Source organism: Quadrisphaera granulorum (assembly GCF_003149145.1).
Lineage (GTDB): Bacteria > Actinomycetota > Actinomycetes > Actinomycetales > Quadrisphaeraceae > Quadrisphaera > Quadrisphaera granulorum.
Genome location: NZ_QGDQ01000008.1, coordinates 50,002 through 64,989, shown reverse-complemented (window position 1 = coordinate 64,989; position 14,988 = coordinate 50,002). Strand labels below are relative to the sequence as shown.

The window sequence follows — 14,988 nt, the reverse complement described above, 5'->3', positions numbered from 1 at the left end:
GCCGGGGGGCACCCGAGGCCACGTCCCCGCGTCCTTGATCGCCGCGGACGCAAGCCCTGTGCCCCTCCTCGGGGAGGTCGATCCTCACCGTCGGGCCACCAGCGCGGACCGAGATGCGTCCAGCGACGCTTGGCGCATGTCAATGCGCGAGCGGTCAGGGCGGGCGAATGGGGGACTCCAGGGCGCGCCACTCGCGGCACGCCATGTCACAGTGGGACTGCTGTGACCGCTGATGCTCCTGCCGACCCCGCCGCGCCCGCCGTGCACCGTGAGCACGCCCGGGTGGTGCTGCGGCACGCCACCAGCACACCGGGCGCCGCACGCCGCTTCACCCGCAACCACCTTTGTGCGGCGCACGCCAGCCAGGCGTTGGACGCGGTGCTCGTCGTCGTCAGTGAACTCGTCACCAACGCCGTCGAGCACGGGCAGCCGCCCGTCGTCCTGACGCTGATCTGCAACGTGGAACAGGTGGTGGTGGGTGTGCACGACTCCTCCACCAGCGAGCCTCGGCCTGCCGACGGCGACGTGCCCTGGTACTCCGAGACCGGCCGTGGCATGCAGCTGGTCGAGGGCCTGTCGGTGCACTGGGGCGTCAGCGACGAGGGGCCCGGCGGCGGCCCCGGCAAGGGCGTCTGGGCGACCATCACGCTCGCCCCGGCCTGACCCTTCCCGCACTTTCCGCGGCAAGTGCGGGAAGGGGGGCGGGGTCAGCCCGGGGAGCCGAGACCGGCCAGCAGGTTGATGGTGGCGCCGAGCACCACCGCACCCAGCAGGAACGACAGCAGGGCGTGCCGCAGCGCAGCACCCCGCATGGCTCGCGACTGCAGACCCGTATCGGAGACCTGGTAGGTCATGCCGATCGAGAACGCCACGTACGCGAAGTCGAGGTAGGACGGCGGCCCACCGTCGAACTGGATGCCGCCGGGCTCGTCGCCGTCGTAGTACAGGTAGGCGTAGTGCAGGCAGAAGGTCGTGTGGACGACGAACCACGACGCCGCCACCACGAGCAGCCCGAGCGCGGCGAGCACGTCCTGCGCCGCTCCGTGCGCGTTACCCGCCTGGACGAGCAGGCCACCGACCCCGACCAGGCTGCCGAGGCAGGCAAGCAGCAGCACGGTGCGGCTGGCCGGGCGAGAGGGGTCGTCACGGGTGGCGTGGACGGCGGTGGCCGCGGCGTCGAAGCGGGCGATGAGGCGCAGGTCGCGCGCCAGCACCACTGCCGCCACCACGACCCATCCGGCCGCGAAGGCCGCAGCTCCCGCGCCAGCGAGGACGGCGAGCGCCGCGACCACCGCGCCCGTGACGAGCGCCGCCGCCAGCCGGCGCGAGGCGCGACGCTTCGGGCGGCTGGCGGGCTCGGCGGACTCGGCAGAGGAGCGGTTCACCACGGGCTTCGACGGCACGCGCCGGAGGCTATGCCGGAACCCAGGTCGTGGCGCAGCGTCAGGACGTCACGGCCGTATCCGGCCTGGAGAACCTGACACTGCACCAGAACCTGACACTGCAAGAGGGCGGCTAGTCGCGGTCGGGGTCGCGGTGCAAGGCAACGAACAGCGACAGCGGCGTTGCGCCCACAGACCCAGGACGTTGGGCGAACTCGTCGAGCAGCGCATCCAGCCGCTGCTCCAGCTCCGCTCGCCCCTCACGGTCGAGGCGCAGCCCGAGCCGCGCGACGCGCAGGTCGGGGTCTGCCGGCGCCTCCTCAGTGCCGTCACCGAGCAGCACCGGCAGCGTCTGTGTAAACGCCTCCACCATGGCCCGCGCGGAGCGGTGCTCGTCGAGCTGCCAGGACTTGCCGGTGGCGCGGTAGGGCACCGAGCGCGCCCCGCGGCGGCCTCGCGTGGACGGCATCGGCTCGAGGAAGCCGGTGTTCACGAGCGTGCGCACGTGGTGCAGGGCCGTCGCGGCGTTGAGCCCGAGGCGCTCCGCGATGGCCGCGTTGGTCATGGGCGTGTCCAGGCACATCCGCAGGATCCGCAGCCGCACCGCCGACGCCAGCGCCTTGGCCTCCGCCTCGGTGGCCACGCGTCGATGCGGGATCTCCCAGGTCTGTGCACTCACGCACCCAACGTAGACACGAGATGACGCAGCGCGCTCAGTGATTGACATTCCCCAACCACTCCCGTCGCATGGGTCTCGTGAGCACTGACCCGACCAGCGCGCCGGTCCCAGAACCGAGCCCAGAGCCGAGCAGCCTCCTGCGCGCCCCCGAGGGCCGCGACTTCCGCCGGCTCTGGGCCGGCGACTCCGTCTCGCAGGGCGCCACGCAGGTGGGCGACCTCGTCGTCCCCCTCCTCGCGGTGACCGTGCTGGCGGCCTCGCCCCTGCAGATGGGCGTGCTCTCCGCGGCGCAGTCGGCGGCGTTCCTCCTGCTGGGCCTGGCGGCCGGGGCGTGGGTCGACCGCTGGTCCAAGCGCCGCGTGCTGCTGCTGGGCAACCTGGTGCGGGCGGTGGCCCTCGCCGTCCTTCCCCTCGCGTGGTGGGCCGGGGTGCTCTCGTTGCCACTGGTCGTGGCGGTGGCGTTCGTCGTCGGGGTGGCGACGCTGTTCTTCGACGTCGCCTACCAGAGCTACCTCCCCTCGCTCGTGCGCTCCGAACGCCTCGGCGAGGGCAACTCGCTCCTGCAGATCTCTGCGTCCGTGGCGCAGGTGGGTGGGCCGGCGGTCGGCGGGTGGCTGGCGCGTCTGGTCGGCGCACCGCTGGCGGTGGCGGTCTCGGCTGTGGCGTTCGCCGCATCCAGCGGGCTGCTCTCGCGGATCTCCCACGTCGAGCCCCCGCCGGACCCGGCCGCGCGCCGGTCGCTGCGCGCCGAGGTGGCCGAGGGGCTGTCGTTCGTGGTGCGTCAGCCGCTGCTGCGCCGCATCGTCGCCACCACGAGCATCTCCAACCTCGGCGGCAGCGCCACGGGCGCGCTGCTGGTGCTCTACGCCGTGCGCGAGCTCGGACTGTCGGAGGGGCAGGTCGGGACGGCGCTCGGCATCGGCGCGGCGGGCGCGCTGGCCGGAGCGCTGAGCGTGCAGGCGATCGTGCGACGGCTCGGCGAGGGCCGCACCATCGCGCTGGCGCTGCTGCCGGGTCTTGTCGCCGGCGCGCTCGTTCCCCTGGCGGCACCTCTCGTGGCCACGGGTGCTCTGGACGACGACGGCGCCGTCGTCGTCCTCGCTGCCTCCGGCGCCGTGCTCGGCGTGAGCATCGTGCTCTACAACGTGGCGCAGGTGACGTACCGGCAGCGCCTCACGCCCGCGCCACTGCTGGGGCGGATGAATGCGTCGGTGCGCTTCCTCGTGTGGGGCACCATGCCGATCGGCGCGCTCCTCGGCGGCGTACTCGCGGAGCGGATCGGGCTCGTGCCGACCCTGTGGGTCGCGCTGGCGGTGGAGGCGCTCGGCGTGCTGCCGGTGCTGTTCAGCCCGCTGGTCCGCTCGGGCCCGTCCACTGACCCGACGCCCTGAAACCTCGCGACGATCAAGGAAGCTCTGCACGCTCGGCGTGCAGAGCTTCCTTGATCGTCGCGGGGGTGGGGTCACCAGCGCTCGCGCAGCCAGGTGAGCGCGACCTCCGCCTGCGCCCCCTGGAACGCGCGCAGCGCAGGCAGGCCCGGCACCGGCGGCTGCCGGGAGCCATCGAGGAAGAAGGCGGCTAGGCCGCACAGGACGGCGGTGGCGTCGTCCTCGGCGCCGGGCAACCACTCGACGAGCAGCGCGTCGACGTCGACGTCGCTGCCCGACAGCCTCACGTTGAGCAGCAGCGCCACGACATCGAAGACCGGCGACCCCAGCATGGCGTGCGGCCAGTCGACCACCACCACTCCCCCGCCGGGCCGGTGCAGGAGATTGTCGGCGCGGACGTCGCCATGACTCAGCGCCTCTCCGGCCAGAGCCCGGCTGCCGCGACGCGCGAGCGCCGCGAGCTCATCGAGGTGCGCAGCCGACCACGGGTCGATGCGCTCCAGCTCCGGCCACGGGTCGGTGAGGAGCCGCTCGAAACCGGCGACGTCGTGCGCGAGACCCTCCTCCGCACGAGGCAGCACCGTGCGCAGAGCGGCTGGCACCTCCGCAGCCGCCACCGCTGCCAGCGCGTTCAGCGAGGCCTCGACGGCGGGCAGCTGCCACGGCAGGGCGGGCGTCTCGCCGTCGACGTCCTCGGTGACCAGCGCCACCCACCCGCTCGTCTCCACCAGCGCCAGCAGCGTCGGCACCGGTAGGCCGCTCGGAAGAGCACCGAGGACCTGTGCTTCGCGCCGGTGGAAGTCGTCGGAGCCCGGGTAGCGGCCTCCATCGAGGGATTTCACGAACGCCCGCCGGCCGGACGCCGTCACCACGCGGTCCGCGGAGCCCGGCGAGAAGCCGCCCGACTGCGACGTCGCACGGACCACGGGCGAGCCCAGCTCACGCGCGACGGCGTCGCGCAGCTCCGCCGGTAGGTCCTGCCACTGCGCCCGGCCGCCGCCCTCGCCCCTCATGCCGACCACCCTGGCCGAGCGACAACATGACGATCAACGAGGTTTCTCGCAGCGTGCACAGCTGGGAGCACCTCCCGCGCGCGGGGGCCATGATCACGGCCGGCCCTGTGCACAGCGTCCATGGTCGCGGTGACGGGGGGGCTGCTGGCGCAGTTGGGCACGCAGCCGCTCCGCCCGCGCGGGGTGACGCGCGGCGAAGTCAGGGGTGAACCACGCGCCGGTGCGCGACGGCACGAGGCGCTCCGTGCCCTCGGCGCGCACCCGCGTCGTCGTCGTCGAGACGGGCCAGCAGGTCGATGGCGAGCGACCCACACTGGGTCGACGCCCACGCACCACCGGCGAGCAGCAGCCTCATGCCGGCGGCGCCGTGGACGACCTCGACATCCAGCACCGGCCCCACAGGGAGCCCACGCCCCACCTCGAGCCCACGCCCTCCGTCGAGCACTGGCCCGACATCGAACGCAGGGCACCCCAGCGGCAGCACCCGCGCGCGGTAGGGGCCCTCCGCCAGCCGCGCCGCACCGGCGTCGAGAGGTTCCACGACGACGCGGGCGGGTCCGGCCGCGTGACCACCTGTCAGGGCGTCGGGCACACCGACCGGCACGGCCTCCACCCGGTGGGGCCTGCCCAGCAGGTCGGTGAGGGCGTCGACCCGACCCTGCGCCGCCAGCTGCCGCGCCAGCGTGGAGGAGCACCGCTCGGCATCCCGCAAGACGGGGCGCACCCCGACCACTGCGGCGCCCGGCCCCAGCGTCCGCCGCAGGGTGGTGAGGTCTCCCGTGCCGCCCGCGCCGAAGCGGAAGTCGGCACCGACCACCACGCCCCGACAGCCGAGGCCCCTGCGCAGGACACGCTGGACGAAGCACTCCGCGGGCTCGGCGGCCAGCTCCTGGGTGAACGGCAGCACGAGCACGTCGTCAGCACCCGCCGCCCGCAGCAGCTCGGCTCGCCGGCGCACGGAGACGAGCGCGGCCGGCTCCTGCCGTCGGCCGAGCACCACCGCGGGGTGGGGGTGGAACGTCACCGCCACCGAGCGCACCCCTCGGCTCCTCGCCAGACGGGCGGCCTCGGTGACCACGGCGGCGTGTCCCCGGTGCACACCGTCGAAGACGCCCATCGCCGCCACCCGCGGACCGGCCCCCGCCGGGACGTCGTCGAGACCCCACCACGCCTGCCCGGCCTGCTCCCACCAGGACCACGACGAGGACGACGACGGCGGCCGCGATGCCGGCGGGAGCTCCGCGGCCACGCTCACGGGTTCTCCGCGAGGGCTGAGGGGTGCGCGGTCAACGCCGTCACCTCGATGGTCATGTAGGGGAACAGCGGCAGCGACCACAGCAGGTCGTGCAGGGCCCCGCCGTCCGGCACCTCGAAGACCGAGATGTTGGAGTAGCGCCCGACGACGCGCCACAGGTGCACCCACACGCCCTGACGCTGCAGCTCCAGGGCACGAGCCCTCTCCCGCGCGAGCAGGTCGGCGCGCAGGGCGGGGTCGAGGTCGTGGGGGATGGCGACGTCCATCCGCACGTGGAAGAGCACGGGAACCTCCGGGCGGTCGGCGTTGACAGTCAGGTGGCAGGTCAGCGGCGGGTCAGGCGCTCGACGACGTCGGGGTCGAGCTCCACCCCGAGCCCGGGACCCTCCGGCAGGTGCAGGTGACCGTCGGCGTACCGCAGCGGCTCGACGGTCAGCTGCTCGGTCATGAGCAGCGGCCCGAACAGCTCGCTGCCCCACGTCATCCCCGGTGCGGCGCACGCCAGGTGCAGGGACGCCGCGGTGCCCACGGGGCTCTCGATCGAGGTGCCGGCATGGCAGGGGACGCCGGCCGCGGCAGCGATGGCCGTGATCTCGGCGCTGCGGCGCAGACCGCCGGACTTGGTGGTCTTCACGCTGAAGACGCCGGCCGCGTCGGCGCGGGCCAGCCGGTAGGCGTCCGAGGGGGTGCGCAGGGACTCGTCCGCCATGACCGGCACCCGCAGCGCCGCGCTGATCTGCCGGAGCCAGTCGACCTCGCCCGCGGGCACCGGCTGCTCGACCAGTTCCACACCGGCGTCGGCCAGTGCCGGCAGCCAACGCAGGGACGTCGCCAGGTCCCACCGCGCGTTGAGGTCGACCCGCACGCCGGCGCTGTCGCGCAGCTTCTCGGTCACCTCGACGATGCGGGTGACGTCGGCAGCCGGCTCCGCAGCGCCCATCTTGAGCTTGAAGGTCGTGTGGGCACCGCTGCTCAGCTTGGCCTGGGCCTCGTCGACCACCTCGCCCGCCGACTCGGTGCCCAGCGCCCAGGTCACCGGCACGGAGGTCCGCGCCAGACCGCCCAGCAGGGTGTGCACGGGCACGTCCAGGGAGCGGGCCCAGGCGTCGTGCAGGGCCACCTCGACGGCCGTCTTGGCGAAGAGGTTGCCACCGACGACGTCGTCCATGTCCCGCTGCAGGCCGGCGATGTCGTCGACGCGTCGCCCCAGGAGCACGGGGACGAGGTACCGCTCCACGATCACCTGCATCGTCTCGACGGACTCACCACCCCACCAGGGCCCACCGGGGACGACGCCCTCGCCGGTACCGGTGACGCCGCCGGCGGTGGTGAGCGTGAGCAGCATGACCGGCTGCGCTGCCATGCCGGTGCGGGCGAACCGGTGCGGCCGCACGAGGGGGACGTCCAGCAGCCGGGTCTGGACCCTGTCGATGGTGAGGTCGTGCACGGGGTGGCTCCTCGGTGCTTCTCGGTGCTGGTGTGCGGAGCGCCTCAGGGCGGCCCACCGGTCGGGTGGGCCGCCCCGGGGCAGCTGTCAGGCGCGCTCGAGGACGAAGTCGTACTCCGCCACGCGCTCGCCGGACGGCGTCTGGACGGGGTTGAGCACGAGCTCCGGCTTGGTGGCCTCGGCGACGTCGTTCTCGAGGTGCTCACCCCCGGCGAAGTACAGCTGCGTGGTGACCGTGCGGTGACCGGGCGCACCCACGAGGAGGTGCAGGTGCGCCGGGCGCCACGCGCTCCAGCCGGCCGCGCGGATGAGCGCGCCGGTGGGTCCGTCAGTGGGGATCTGGTACGGCGCGGGCTCGATGGTGTGGATCTCGAACCGCCCGTCGGCGTCGGTGGAGACGACGCCGCGCAGGTTGCCGTCGGGGATACCCGGGGCGAACCCGGAGTAGAGCCCGTCGGAGTCGGCGTGCCAGATGTCCAGGGTGGCCCCCGCGAGCGGGTTGCCGTCGAGGTCGGTCACCCGGCCGGTGAACAGCAGCGGGGTGCCCACCTCCTCCGCGCGGGAGGGAAGCGTGGCGGGGCTCGCCAGCTGGGCCTGGCCCGGCAGGTAGTAGGGACCAAGGATGGTGCCCTTCGTGCCGTGCTGGGCCTTGGAGGCCACTTCCTCCACCGCGTGCTCGACGAAGACGTCGAGGAACAGCGGCCACTCGCCGAACTCCCCCACGTCCATGAGCCACTTCTTGGCGGCCTGGAACTCCGGGTAGGAGACCTCGTGCTCCTCGATGACGGCGTGGACCGCCTTGAGGACCGCGCGGGCCACGGTGTGGACGCGCTCGGTGGAGACGTCCGCGGTGGCGCCGCTGTAGACCTCGTTGGTGCGGAAGGAGGCGCTGGCCTGCGCACCGGAGGCGGCAGCGGTCGCGGTGAGTGGGGTGACGAGCTCGTCGGTCCTGTCAAGGGTGCTCATGTCTGCTCCTGCTGTGCTGTGGCGTGAGGGGGTGCGGTGCCGCTGGTCGGTGCCGCTGTGAGGGGAGCTGGCCGGTCAGCGACCGCGGCAGCTGAAGATCGACACGTCGTCGTTGCCGATGAGGTCGGGCACGGTCCAGCCGTCGAGGTCGTACTCGGCCAGGCAGGCCTCCGCCAGACCCGTCATCTGCGCGGTGGTGCCCTGGGCGTTGGCGGCGAAGAGCAGCTCGGCCTTGACGTTCTCGTGGTTGCCCGAGTAGTTGCGCTCGTACAGCTCGTGGCGGCCACCGAACTCGGTGCCGACGGCGTCCCAGAGGGCCTTCATCACCTTGACCCTGTCCACGGCGTCGTAGCCGTTGGAGCCGCGGACGTACTTGTCGAGGTACGGCCTGACCTCGGGGGTCTTGAAGTCGATGGAGTGGGAGTTGAGGTAGATGAGTCCGCTCGCCACGTCCGACTCGATGATCTCCTTGATCCGCGGGTACGCCTGGATCATGAGCATGCGGTAGGTCAGCCCGTAGTCGAGCTTGGGCAGCAGCGCGCCGTTGGTCCACTCGTCGGGGTTGCGGGCCATGGCGTCGGCGAGGGCGTAGAAGGTGTTGCGCCAACCGATGACCTCACCGACGCGCGTCTGCACGCCACGGAAGTCCCTGCTGCCGGTGATCTCCAGAGCCTTCAACAGCAGCCCCGCGATGAAATCGATCTTCGTGGCGAGGCGGATGCATCCGTGGAAGGTGAACCGCGGGATGAAGCCGGAGACCGGGAAGAACCCATTGATCTTCTCGACGTCGCCGTAGAGGAAGACGTTCTCCCAGGGCACGAGCACCTTGTCGAAGACGAAGATCGTGTCGTTCTCGTCCATGCGGCTCGAGAGCGGGTAGTCGAACGGGCTCCCCATCACCGCGGCCTGCTGGGTGTACGAGGGACGGCAGATGAGCTTGATGCCCGGGGAGTCCATGGGCACCGTGCAGATGAGCGCGAACTCCTTCTTCTTGATGGGGAGTCCGTAGTGGGCGATGAAGTTGTAGTTGGTGATCGCCGAGCCGGTGGCCACCACCTTGGCGCCCGAGACGACCAGGCCCGCGTCGGTCTCCTTCTCGACCTTCATGAACACGTCGCCCACCTCGTCGGGGCTCATGTTCCGGTCGACCGGGGGGTTGATGATGGCGTGGTTCCAGTAGAGGAGCTTCTCCTGCGACTCCTTGTACCAGCGCTTGGCGTTGTCCTCGAAGGGCGCGTAGAAGCCGCTGTTGGCGCCGAGGGTGCCGAGGAAGCTCGCCTTGTAGTCCGGGCTGCGCCCCATCCAGCCGTAGGACATCCGGGCCCAGCCCTCGATGGCGCGGCGGTCGGCCAGCAGGTCGTCCACGCTGTGGGGGCTGCGGAAGAACGGGTGTGTGTAGCCGCCGTTGCCGGTGTCGGTGGGCACCGTGAGCATGTCGTGGGTCTCGGGTGCGTGGACGGCGTCGTAGAGGCGGGCCGTCATCCGCACCGGGTTGCGGAAGGCGGGATGGGTGGTGACGTCCTTGACGCGCTCGCCGTAGATCCAGACCTCGCGGTCGTCACGGAGGCTGTCGATGTACTCCTGCCCCGTCATGGGTCGCTGCGTGGGCGCCTCGTCCGCGCCGGTCGCGCTGGTGAGGGGAGCGGGGTTGTCCTGCAGGGTCATGGTGTTCCCTTCGTCGTCGGAGGTGACTGACCTGTTCTGCCGGCTCGCGGGCCGGGGGCTGTGGCGTCAGGACGCCGCGCGCTCCAGGTGCGGGCGGAGCCTGGTGAAGGTGGTGCTGGCGTCGAACCAGCCGGAGGACGGCGAGTCCATCGAGCCCTGCCAGTGGACGTCGCTGACCAGGGCGGACAGCTCGCGGAACCGACCGCCGTGGTACACGAGCGGCTCGGCTGCGGTGACGACGGCGTCGACGACCTCGCCGAGCACGATGAGGTGGTCACCGCCGTCGTACGTGCGCCACGGCGTGCACGAGATCGTGGCCGCGGTGCCGGTGAGCACGGGAGCCACGGGCCCGTCGGTCCACTCCGGCTCGGGATCGCGGGGGCGCCCCGCGAAGTGGAGGGCCGTCCGCAGCTGGTCTGCGGCGAGGACGTTGACGGCGAACGGCCGCCCGTCCAGGTGGGTGCAGACCTTGGCGGTGCGGGTGAGCGTGACCTGGCAGAGCGCCGGCTCGGTGGAGACGGCGGTGAAGGCGCTGATGGTCGCGCCGTGGGGTACACCGTCCTCACGGGCGCAGGTGACCACGGTGACGCCACTGGCGAAGCTGTTGAAGGCGCTGCGGAGGATTTCGGGAGCAGGCATCGTCGCATCTCCTTGTACGCTCTGCGTGCAACATGCACGCTGTGCGTTCACAGGAACTCTGCCGATGCAGGGCGGCGGCGTCTACCCGTGAGATCACCCCCTCTGTCCCCCGCCCTGGCCCCCGGAAGGGAGTGCGCGTGGCAGCCATCAAGACCACCTCCGAGCCCCGCCCCGAGTCCCGCACCGAGTCCATCAGCGCAGGTAGCGACCGTGACCACGTCCAGTCGCTGGAGCGCGGCCTCGCCCTGCTCCTCGCCTTCGACGCCGAGCACCCCGAGCCGACGCTCACCGAGCTCGCGCAGCTGACCGGCTACTCGCGGCCCGCCGTCCGGCGGTTCCTCATCACGCTGGAACGGCTGGGCTACGTGAGCTCCCGCGCCGGCCGCTGGTCCCTGACGCCGCGCGTGCTGCTCATCGGCCAGCACTACACCGAGTCGCACGCGCTGGTCGCCGTCGCCCAGCCGCACCTGCTGGCGCTCGCCGAGCAGACCGGCGAGTCCGCCTCCCTCGCCGTCCTCGACAGCGGCGAGGTCGCCTACGTGGCGCGCGTGCCCGTCCGCCGCATCATGAGCATCAACGTGCAGGTGGGCACCCGCGTCCCGGCGCACGCCACGTCGATGGGGCGGGTGCTCCTGGCGTGGGCTCCCGCGGGCGTCGTCGACGAGGTCCTCACCCGGCACCCCCCGCGAGCGCTCACCGCTCGCACCACCACCGATCCGGTGGCGCTGCGCAACCTGCTGCACGAGGTGCGCGCCCAGGGCTTCGCCGTGGTGTCCGGGGAGCTCGAGTCCGGGCTGCTCTCCGCGGCCGTGCCCGTACGGGACCGCTCCGGCACCGTGGTGGCGGCGCTGGCGTCTTCCACGAGCACCGGGCGCGCCAGCGAGCAGGTGCTGCGTCGCGATACGGTCCCGCTCCTCCTCGAGGCGGCCGACCGCATCGGCACCGAGCTCGGCCACCGCAGGCAGACGCAGCGGTCCGTGCCGTCCGAGGGGTTCTACTGACGGGAAGTGCCCCGACCGCACCAGGAGGCGCGAGCGATGACGCAGGAGCCACCGACGACACCCGGACGCGATGCCCGAGGGCTGCTCCGGTTCCAGCACGACGTGCGCGCGCAGCGGGTGGTGTTCGCCACCGACCGGGCCGTCGCGGCCGTGGTGGAGCAGGTCCGTGACCGCGGCAACGACAAGAACAACGACGACGGCGCGCGCCGGGTGCTCGTCACGGCCTCGGGCTCGAGCCGCGGCACCGCCGAGGCAATGGCCGAGGCGCTGCGCACCTCCGCCCCCGGGGTCGACGTCGTCAGGTGGGACGGCGCCGCGCAGCACGTGCCCGTCGACATCGCCGACCGCGCTCGCGCCGTGGTCCGCGAGCGCGGGTGCGACCTGGTGGTCGCCGTCGGCGGCGGGTCGGTCATCGGGCTGGCCAAGGCCGTGGCCGCGCAGCTTCCCGTGCGCGTCGTCGCCGTGCCCACGACGTTCTCCGGGTCGGAGGCCACGGACGTGTGGGGGCAGACCGTGGGAGACCGCAAGGCGGTCACCGCCGACCCGGCGGTGCTGCCCGCGGTGGTGGTCTACGACGCCGCGCTCACGGTCGGGCTGCCTGCGGCGGTGGCCGCTGCCTCCCAGCTCAACGCCCTCGCCCACTGCGTCGACGCCTTGTGGGGCCCGCGGGCTGACCCCCTCAGCGCGGCCCTCGCGGAGCAGGGCGCGGGTCTGCTCGTGCGGGCGCTGCGACGGAAGACGAAGGACGACGACGGCGACGGCGCGTCCGAGCTGCGGCTCCGGGAAGACGCGCTGCTGGGCGCGCACCTGGCCGGCCGCGCGTTCGCGTCGGCGGGCTCCGGCCTGCACCACAAGGTGTGCCACGTGCTGGGCGGCACCTTCGGGCTCCCCCACGCCGACGTCCACGCGGTGGTGCTGCCGCACGCGGTCGCGTTCAACGCACCCGCCGCCCCCTGGGCCGCGGCGCGGCTGAGGTCGGTGCTGGGCGAGCGGCCCGCCGTCGTCCTGTCGTCCCTGGCGTCCGCTGCGGGGGTGGCGACATCGCTGGCGCAGCTCGGCCTGGCACGGGACGACGTCGCGGCTGCGGCCGAAGCCGCGCTGCCGCTGATCCCCCCGAGCAACCCGCGGCCCGTGACGCGCGAGGGCCTCGTCAGGCTTCTCGACGCGGCGTGGGAGGGGCCGTCAGCGCTGCGCGAGGGCTGACCGCTCCGCCACCCACCGCGCCACCTGGGCACGGGAGGTGAACTCGAGCTTGGCGAGGATCCGTTCGACGTGACCGTCGACCGTGCGGACCGAGATGACCAGCCGGTCGGCGATGGCCCGGTTGCTGAGGCCGTCGGCGATGTGCTGCGCGACCTCCAGCTCGCGCGGCGTCAGGGGGCAGGCACCCTGCTCCGTCGCGAGCGCTCCCCCGCCCCCACCCCTGACGGCGGCTCGGCGCCCGAGGGCGAGCTCGACGGCGTCCGCCTTCGACAGGCCTGACTGCGCGGCCCGGAGGGCCTCCGCGCTGGCCGGGCCGAGTCGGGCGTCGATGAGTGCTGTCATCCGGTCGCCGTCGGCGGTGATGCCGGGCCCGAACGCCTCGATCGTCGTCCCCAACCGGCGCCACACCGCACGGGCGGCGCCAGAGAGCTCGGCGGCTCGTTCGACCTGCCCCTCGCCGCAGGCCAGCCACGAGGTGAGCTCGAGGGTGAGCGCGGTGCAGATGCCGTCCTGGAACGCGCGCTGCAGCTCCAGGGCGGCCAGGGCGGCGCGCCGGCTCGCCGCCAGGTCACCCAGGTGCCAGTGGCCGACGCCGCTGACCCACAGCGCGTACGCCCGGCACCACTGCTCCCCGCGGGCGGTGCAGCGCGCCAGCACCCGCTCGCACGTGCGCAGCGCCGCCTCGGGTGACCCGTCGTAGGTCTGCGCCATGGCCAGCTGGAACAGCGCCGTCTCGGCCCCGGCGTGCTCGCCGACCTCGTCGAACACGGCGATCGCGGCCTCGTAGCGGGTGATCGCCGCCGCGGTGTCGCCGCTGAAGAGGTGCATGAGCGCGGTCCAGTGGTCGGCGCGGGCCGTCAGCACCGCATCGTCCAGCGCCGCAGCGACCTCACGGCACGCCGCGAGGTGCCCGGCCGCGGCGTCGCGGTCTCCTTGGATGAGGCAGACCCACGCGGCCACCCACAGCGCGGCTCCCCGTTCGACGGACGGCCCGGCGCTGGTGGCGAGGATCCGCTCCAGCCAGCGGCGTCCGTCGCTGAGGAACCCCCCGGCGATCCAGTGGTAGCGCAGCAGTGAACCCAGCTGGGCGGCCCGCGCCCACTCCCCGGGGGTGGTGGTGGACCACTCCAGTGCCGCGAGCAGGTCGGCGTGGCTGCGTCGCATCCGCGCCAGCGCCGCGGGCTGCTCGGGGCCGGACCAGTCACGCACCACGTCCGAGGCCAGGCGGAGGAAGTGGTCGCGGTGGCGGCACCGCACCTCCGCTTCCTGGCCGCGCTCGGCCAGCCGGGTCAGCCCGTACTCGCGCATCGTCACGAGCATGCCGAAGCGCACCTCCTCCCCCGTGGCGTCCGCGGTGACGATCGACTTGGCCACCAGGCGGTCGAGGACGTCGAGGACGTCGGCAGCGAGGAGGTCCTCGCACGTGCCGACGGCCTCCGCGGCAGCGAGGTCGAAGGCGGCGGGGAAGACGGACAGGCGCGCCCACAGCAGGCGCTCCTGCGGGGTGCACAGCTCGTGGCTCCAGTCGACGAGGTCCCACAGGGTGCGGTGCCTCGGCACTTCCGCCCGCGAGCCGCGGCTGAGCAGGGTGAACCTCTCGTCGAGCCGGTCCAGCACCTGGTGCACCGACAGCGAGCGCAGCCGTACCGCGGCGAGCTCCAGGGCGAGCGGCATCCCGTCCAACCGCTCGCACAGCTGCAGGACGGCCGACCGGTTGGCGTCGGTCACCTCGAACCCGGGCACCAGAGCCCGGGCGCGGTCCACCAGGAGCCTGACGGCCTCGGCACCGTCGACGGCGGCGCGATCGGCCCGCCGCTCGGCGGAGGGCAGGCCGAGCGGACCGAGCGCGTACACCTGCTCGCCGGGCAGGTCGAGCGGTTCGCGACTGGTCGTGACCACGGTGAGCCTCTCGACCTCGCTGAGCAGGTGCTCCACCAGGTCAGCGGCGGCGTCCAGCACGTGCTCGCAGTTGTCGAGCACCAGCAGGCAGTGCCGCCCCTCCAGGTGCAGCGCCACCTGCTCGGGGATCGGCCGTGTGGACTGGTCGGGCACGGTCAGCGCCGCGGCGACCGCGGAGGCGACCTCGGAGCCGTTCACCACGGGCGCCAGCTCGACCACGGTGACGTCACCGCCGAAGGCCTTGCGGGCACGCCGCGCCACCTCGACCGCCAGACGCGTCTTCCCGATCCCGCCGGTGCCGGTGATGGTGACGAGGCGCGAGGCGCCGAGCAGGTCTCTCACCTCTCGCAGCGCCACGTCGCGCCCCACGAAGCTCGTGAGAGGACCCGCTCTGGTCATGAGCGCGAACGCTACGCGCCGGTGACCACACCGTCACGGGACGGTTGCCGGG

General features: G+C 73.1%; 14 protein-coding genes. 4 read left to right on the top strand and 10 right to left on the bottom strand.

All coding sequences use genetic code 11. The features are described from left to right. Positions 1-222 precede the first annotated feature (222 nt). Complete coding sequence (locus BXY45_RS08150; protein WP_170131378.1) at positions 223-663, top strand: ATP-binding protein; 441 nt, start codon at positions 223-225, stop codon at positions 661-663. A gap of 44 nt (positions 664-707) precedes the next feature. Here BXY45_RS08150 and BXY45_RS08145 read toward each other — a convergent pair whose 3' ends face one another. Continuing rightward, positions 708-1,403: a DUF1345 domain-containing protein gene (locus BXY45_RS08145; protein WP_211319355.1), complete on the bottom strand. Its 696-nt coding sequence runs from the start codon at positions 1,401-1,403 to the stop codon at positions 708-710. 112 nt (positions 1,404-1,515) lie between these two features. Next, complete coding sequence (locus tag BXY45_RS08140) at positions 1,516-2,061, bottom strand: ArsR/SmtB family transcription factor (protein ID WP_211319354.1); 546 nt, start codon at positions 2,059-2,061, stop codon at positions 1,516-1,518. Positions 2,062-2,129: 68 nt separating this feature from the next. Between BXY45_RS08140 and BXY45_RS08135 the strand changes: the two genes are divergently transcribed. After that, positions 2,130-3,452 (top strand): MFS transporter, encoded by a 1,323-nt coding sequence (locus BXY45_RS08135; RefSeq protein WP_109773834.1) that lies wholly within the window; start codon positions 2,130-2,132, stop codon positions 3,450-3,452. A 71-nt stretch (positions 3,453-3,523) separates the two neighbouring features. Here the strand turns inward: BXY45_RS08135 and BXY45_RS08130 are convergent, their stop codons facing one another. The 7 genes from BXY45_RS08130 to BXY45_RS08100 form a co-directional block, all read right to left on the bottom strand. Beyond that, positions 3,524-4,462, bottom strand: coding sequence for a phosphotransferase family protein (locus BXY45_RS08130; RefSeq protein ID WP_109773920.1), 939 nt, complete (start codon positions 4,460-4,462; stop codon positions 3,524-3,526). 199 nt (positions 4,463-4,661) lie between these two features. Next, positions 4,662-5,717: an adenylyltransferase/cytidyltransferase family protein gene (locus BXY45_RS08125; RefSeq protein WP_109773833.1), complete on the bottom strand. Its 1,056-nt coding sequence runs from the start codon at positions 5,715-5,717 to the stop codon at positions 4,662-4,664. Beyond that, a complete protein-coding gene (locus BXY45_RS08120) occupies positions 5,714-6,001 on the bottom strand; it encodes a muconolactone Delta-isomerase (RefSeq protein WP_109773832.1) in 288 nt (95 codons plus the stop codon). Before BXY45_RS08120 ends, BXY45_RS08125 begins: the two co-directional genes overlap by 4 nt. Positions 6,002-6,042: 41 nt before the next feature. Then, a complete protein-coding gene (locus BXY45_RS08115) occupies positions 6,043-7,164 on the bottom strand; it encodes a muconate/chloromuconate family cycloisomerase (RefSeq protein WP_109773831.1) in 1,122 nt (373 codons plus the stop codon). Between the two features lie 87 nt (positions 7,165-7,251). Then, positions 7,252-8,130, bottom strand: a complete 879-nt coding sequence (gene catA / locus BXY45_RS08110) for a catechol 1,2-dioxygenase (RefSeq protein WP_109773830.1) — start codon at positions 8,128-8,130, stop codon at positions 7,252-7,254. Between the two features lie 75 nt (positions 8,131-8,205). Next, entirely contained in the window at positions 8,206-9,795 is a 1,590-nt protein-coding gene (locus tag BXY45_RS08105) for a 4-hydroxyphenylacetate 3-hydroxylase family protein (protein WP_109773829.1), read from the bottom strand. A gap of 66 nt (positions 9,796-9,861) precedes the next feature. Further along, the gene (locus tag BXY45_RS08100; RefSeq protein WP_109773828.1) at positions 9,862-10,434 is read right to left on the bottom strand and encodes a flavin reductase family protein; all 573 of its coding nucleotides are present in this window, start codon (positions 10,432-10,434) and stop codon (positions 9,862-9,864) included. A gap of 146 nt (positions 10,435-10,580) precedes the next feature. Between BXY45_RS08100 and BXY45_RS08095 the strand changes: the two genes are divergently transcribed. Beyond that, a complete protein-coding gene (locus BXY45_RS08095) occupies positions 10,581-11,435 on the top strand; it encodes an IclR family transcriptional regulator domain-containing protein (protein ID WP_342799527.1) in 855 nt (284 codons plus the stop codon). A gap of 36 nt (positions 11,436-11,471) precedes the next feature. After that, entirely contained in the window at positions 11,472-12,638 is a 1,167-nt protein-coding gene (locus BXY45_RS08090) for a maleylacetate reductase (protein WP_109773826.1), read from the top strand. Here BXY45_RS08090 and BXY45_RS24145 read toward each other — a convergent pair. Next, positions 12,618-14,936 carry an ATP-binding protein gene (locus BXY45_RS24145; protein ID WP_109773825.1) on the bottom strand — a complete coding sequence of 773 codons (2,319 nt, stop codon included), beginning with the start codon at positions 14,934-14,936 and terminating at the stop codon, positions 12,618-12,620. The two genes, BXY45_RS08090 and BXY45_RS24145, sit on opposite strands and share 21 nt — an antisense overlap. Positions 14,937-14,988: the final 52 nt, after the last annotated feature.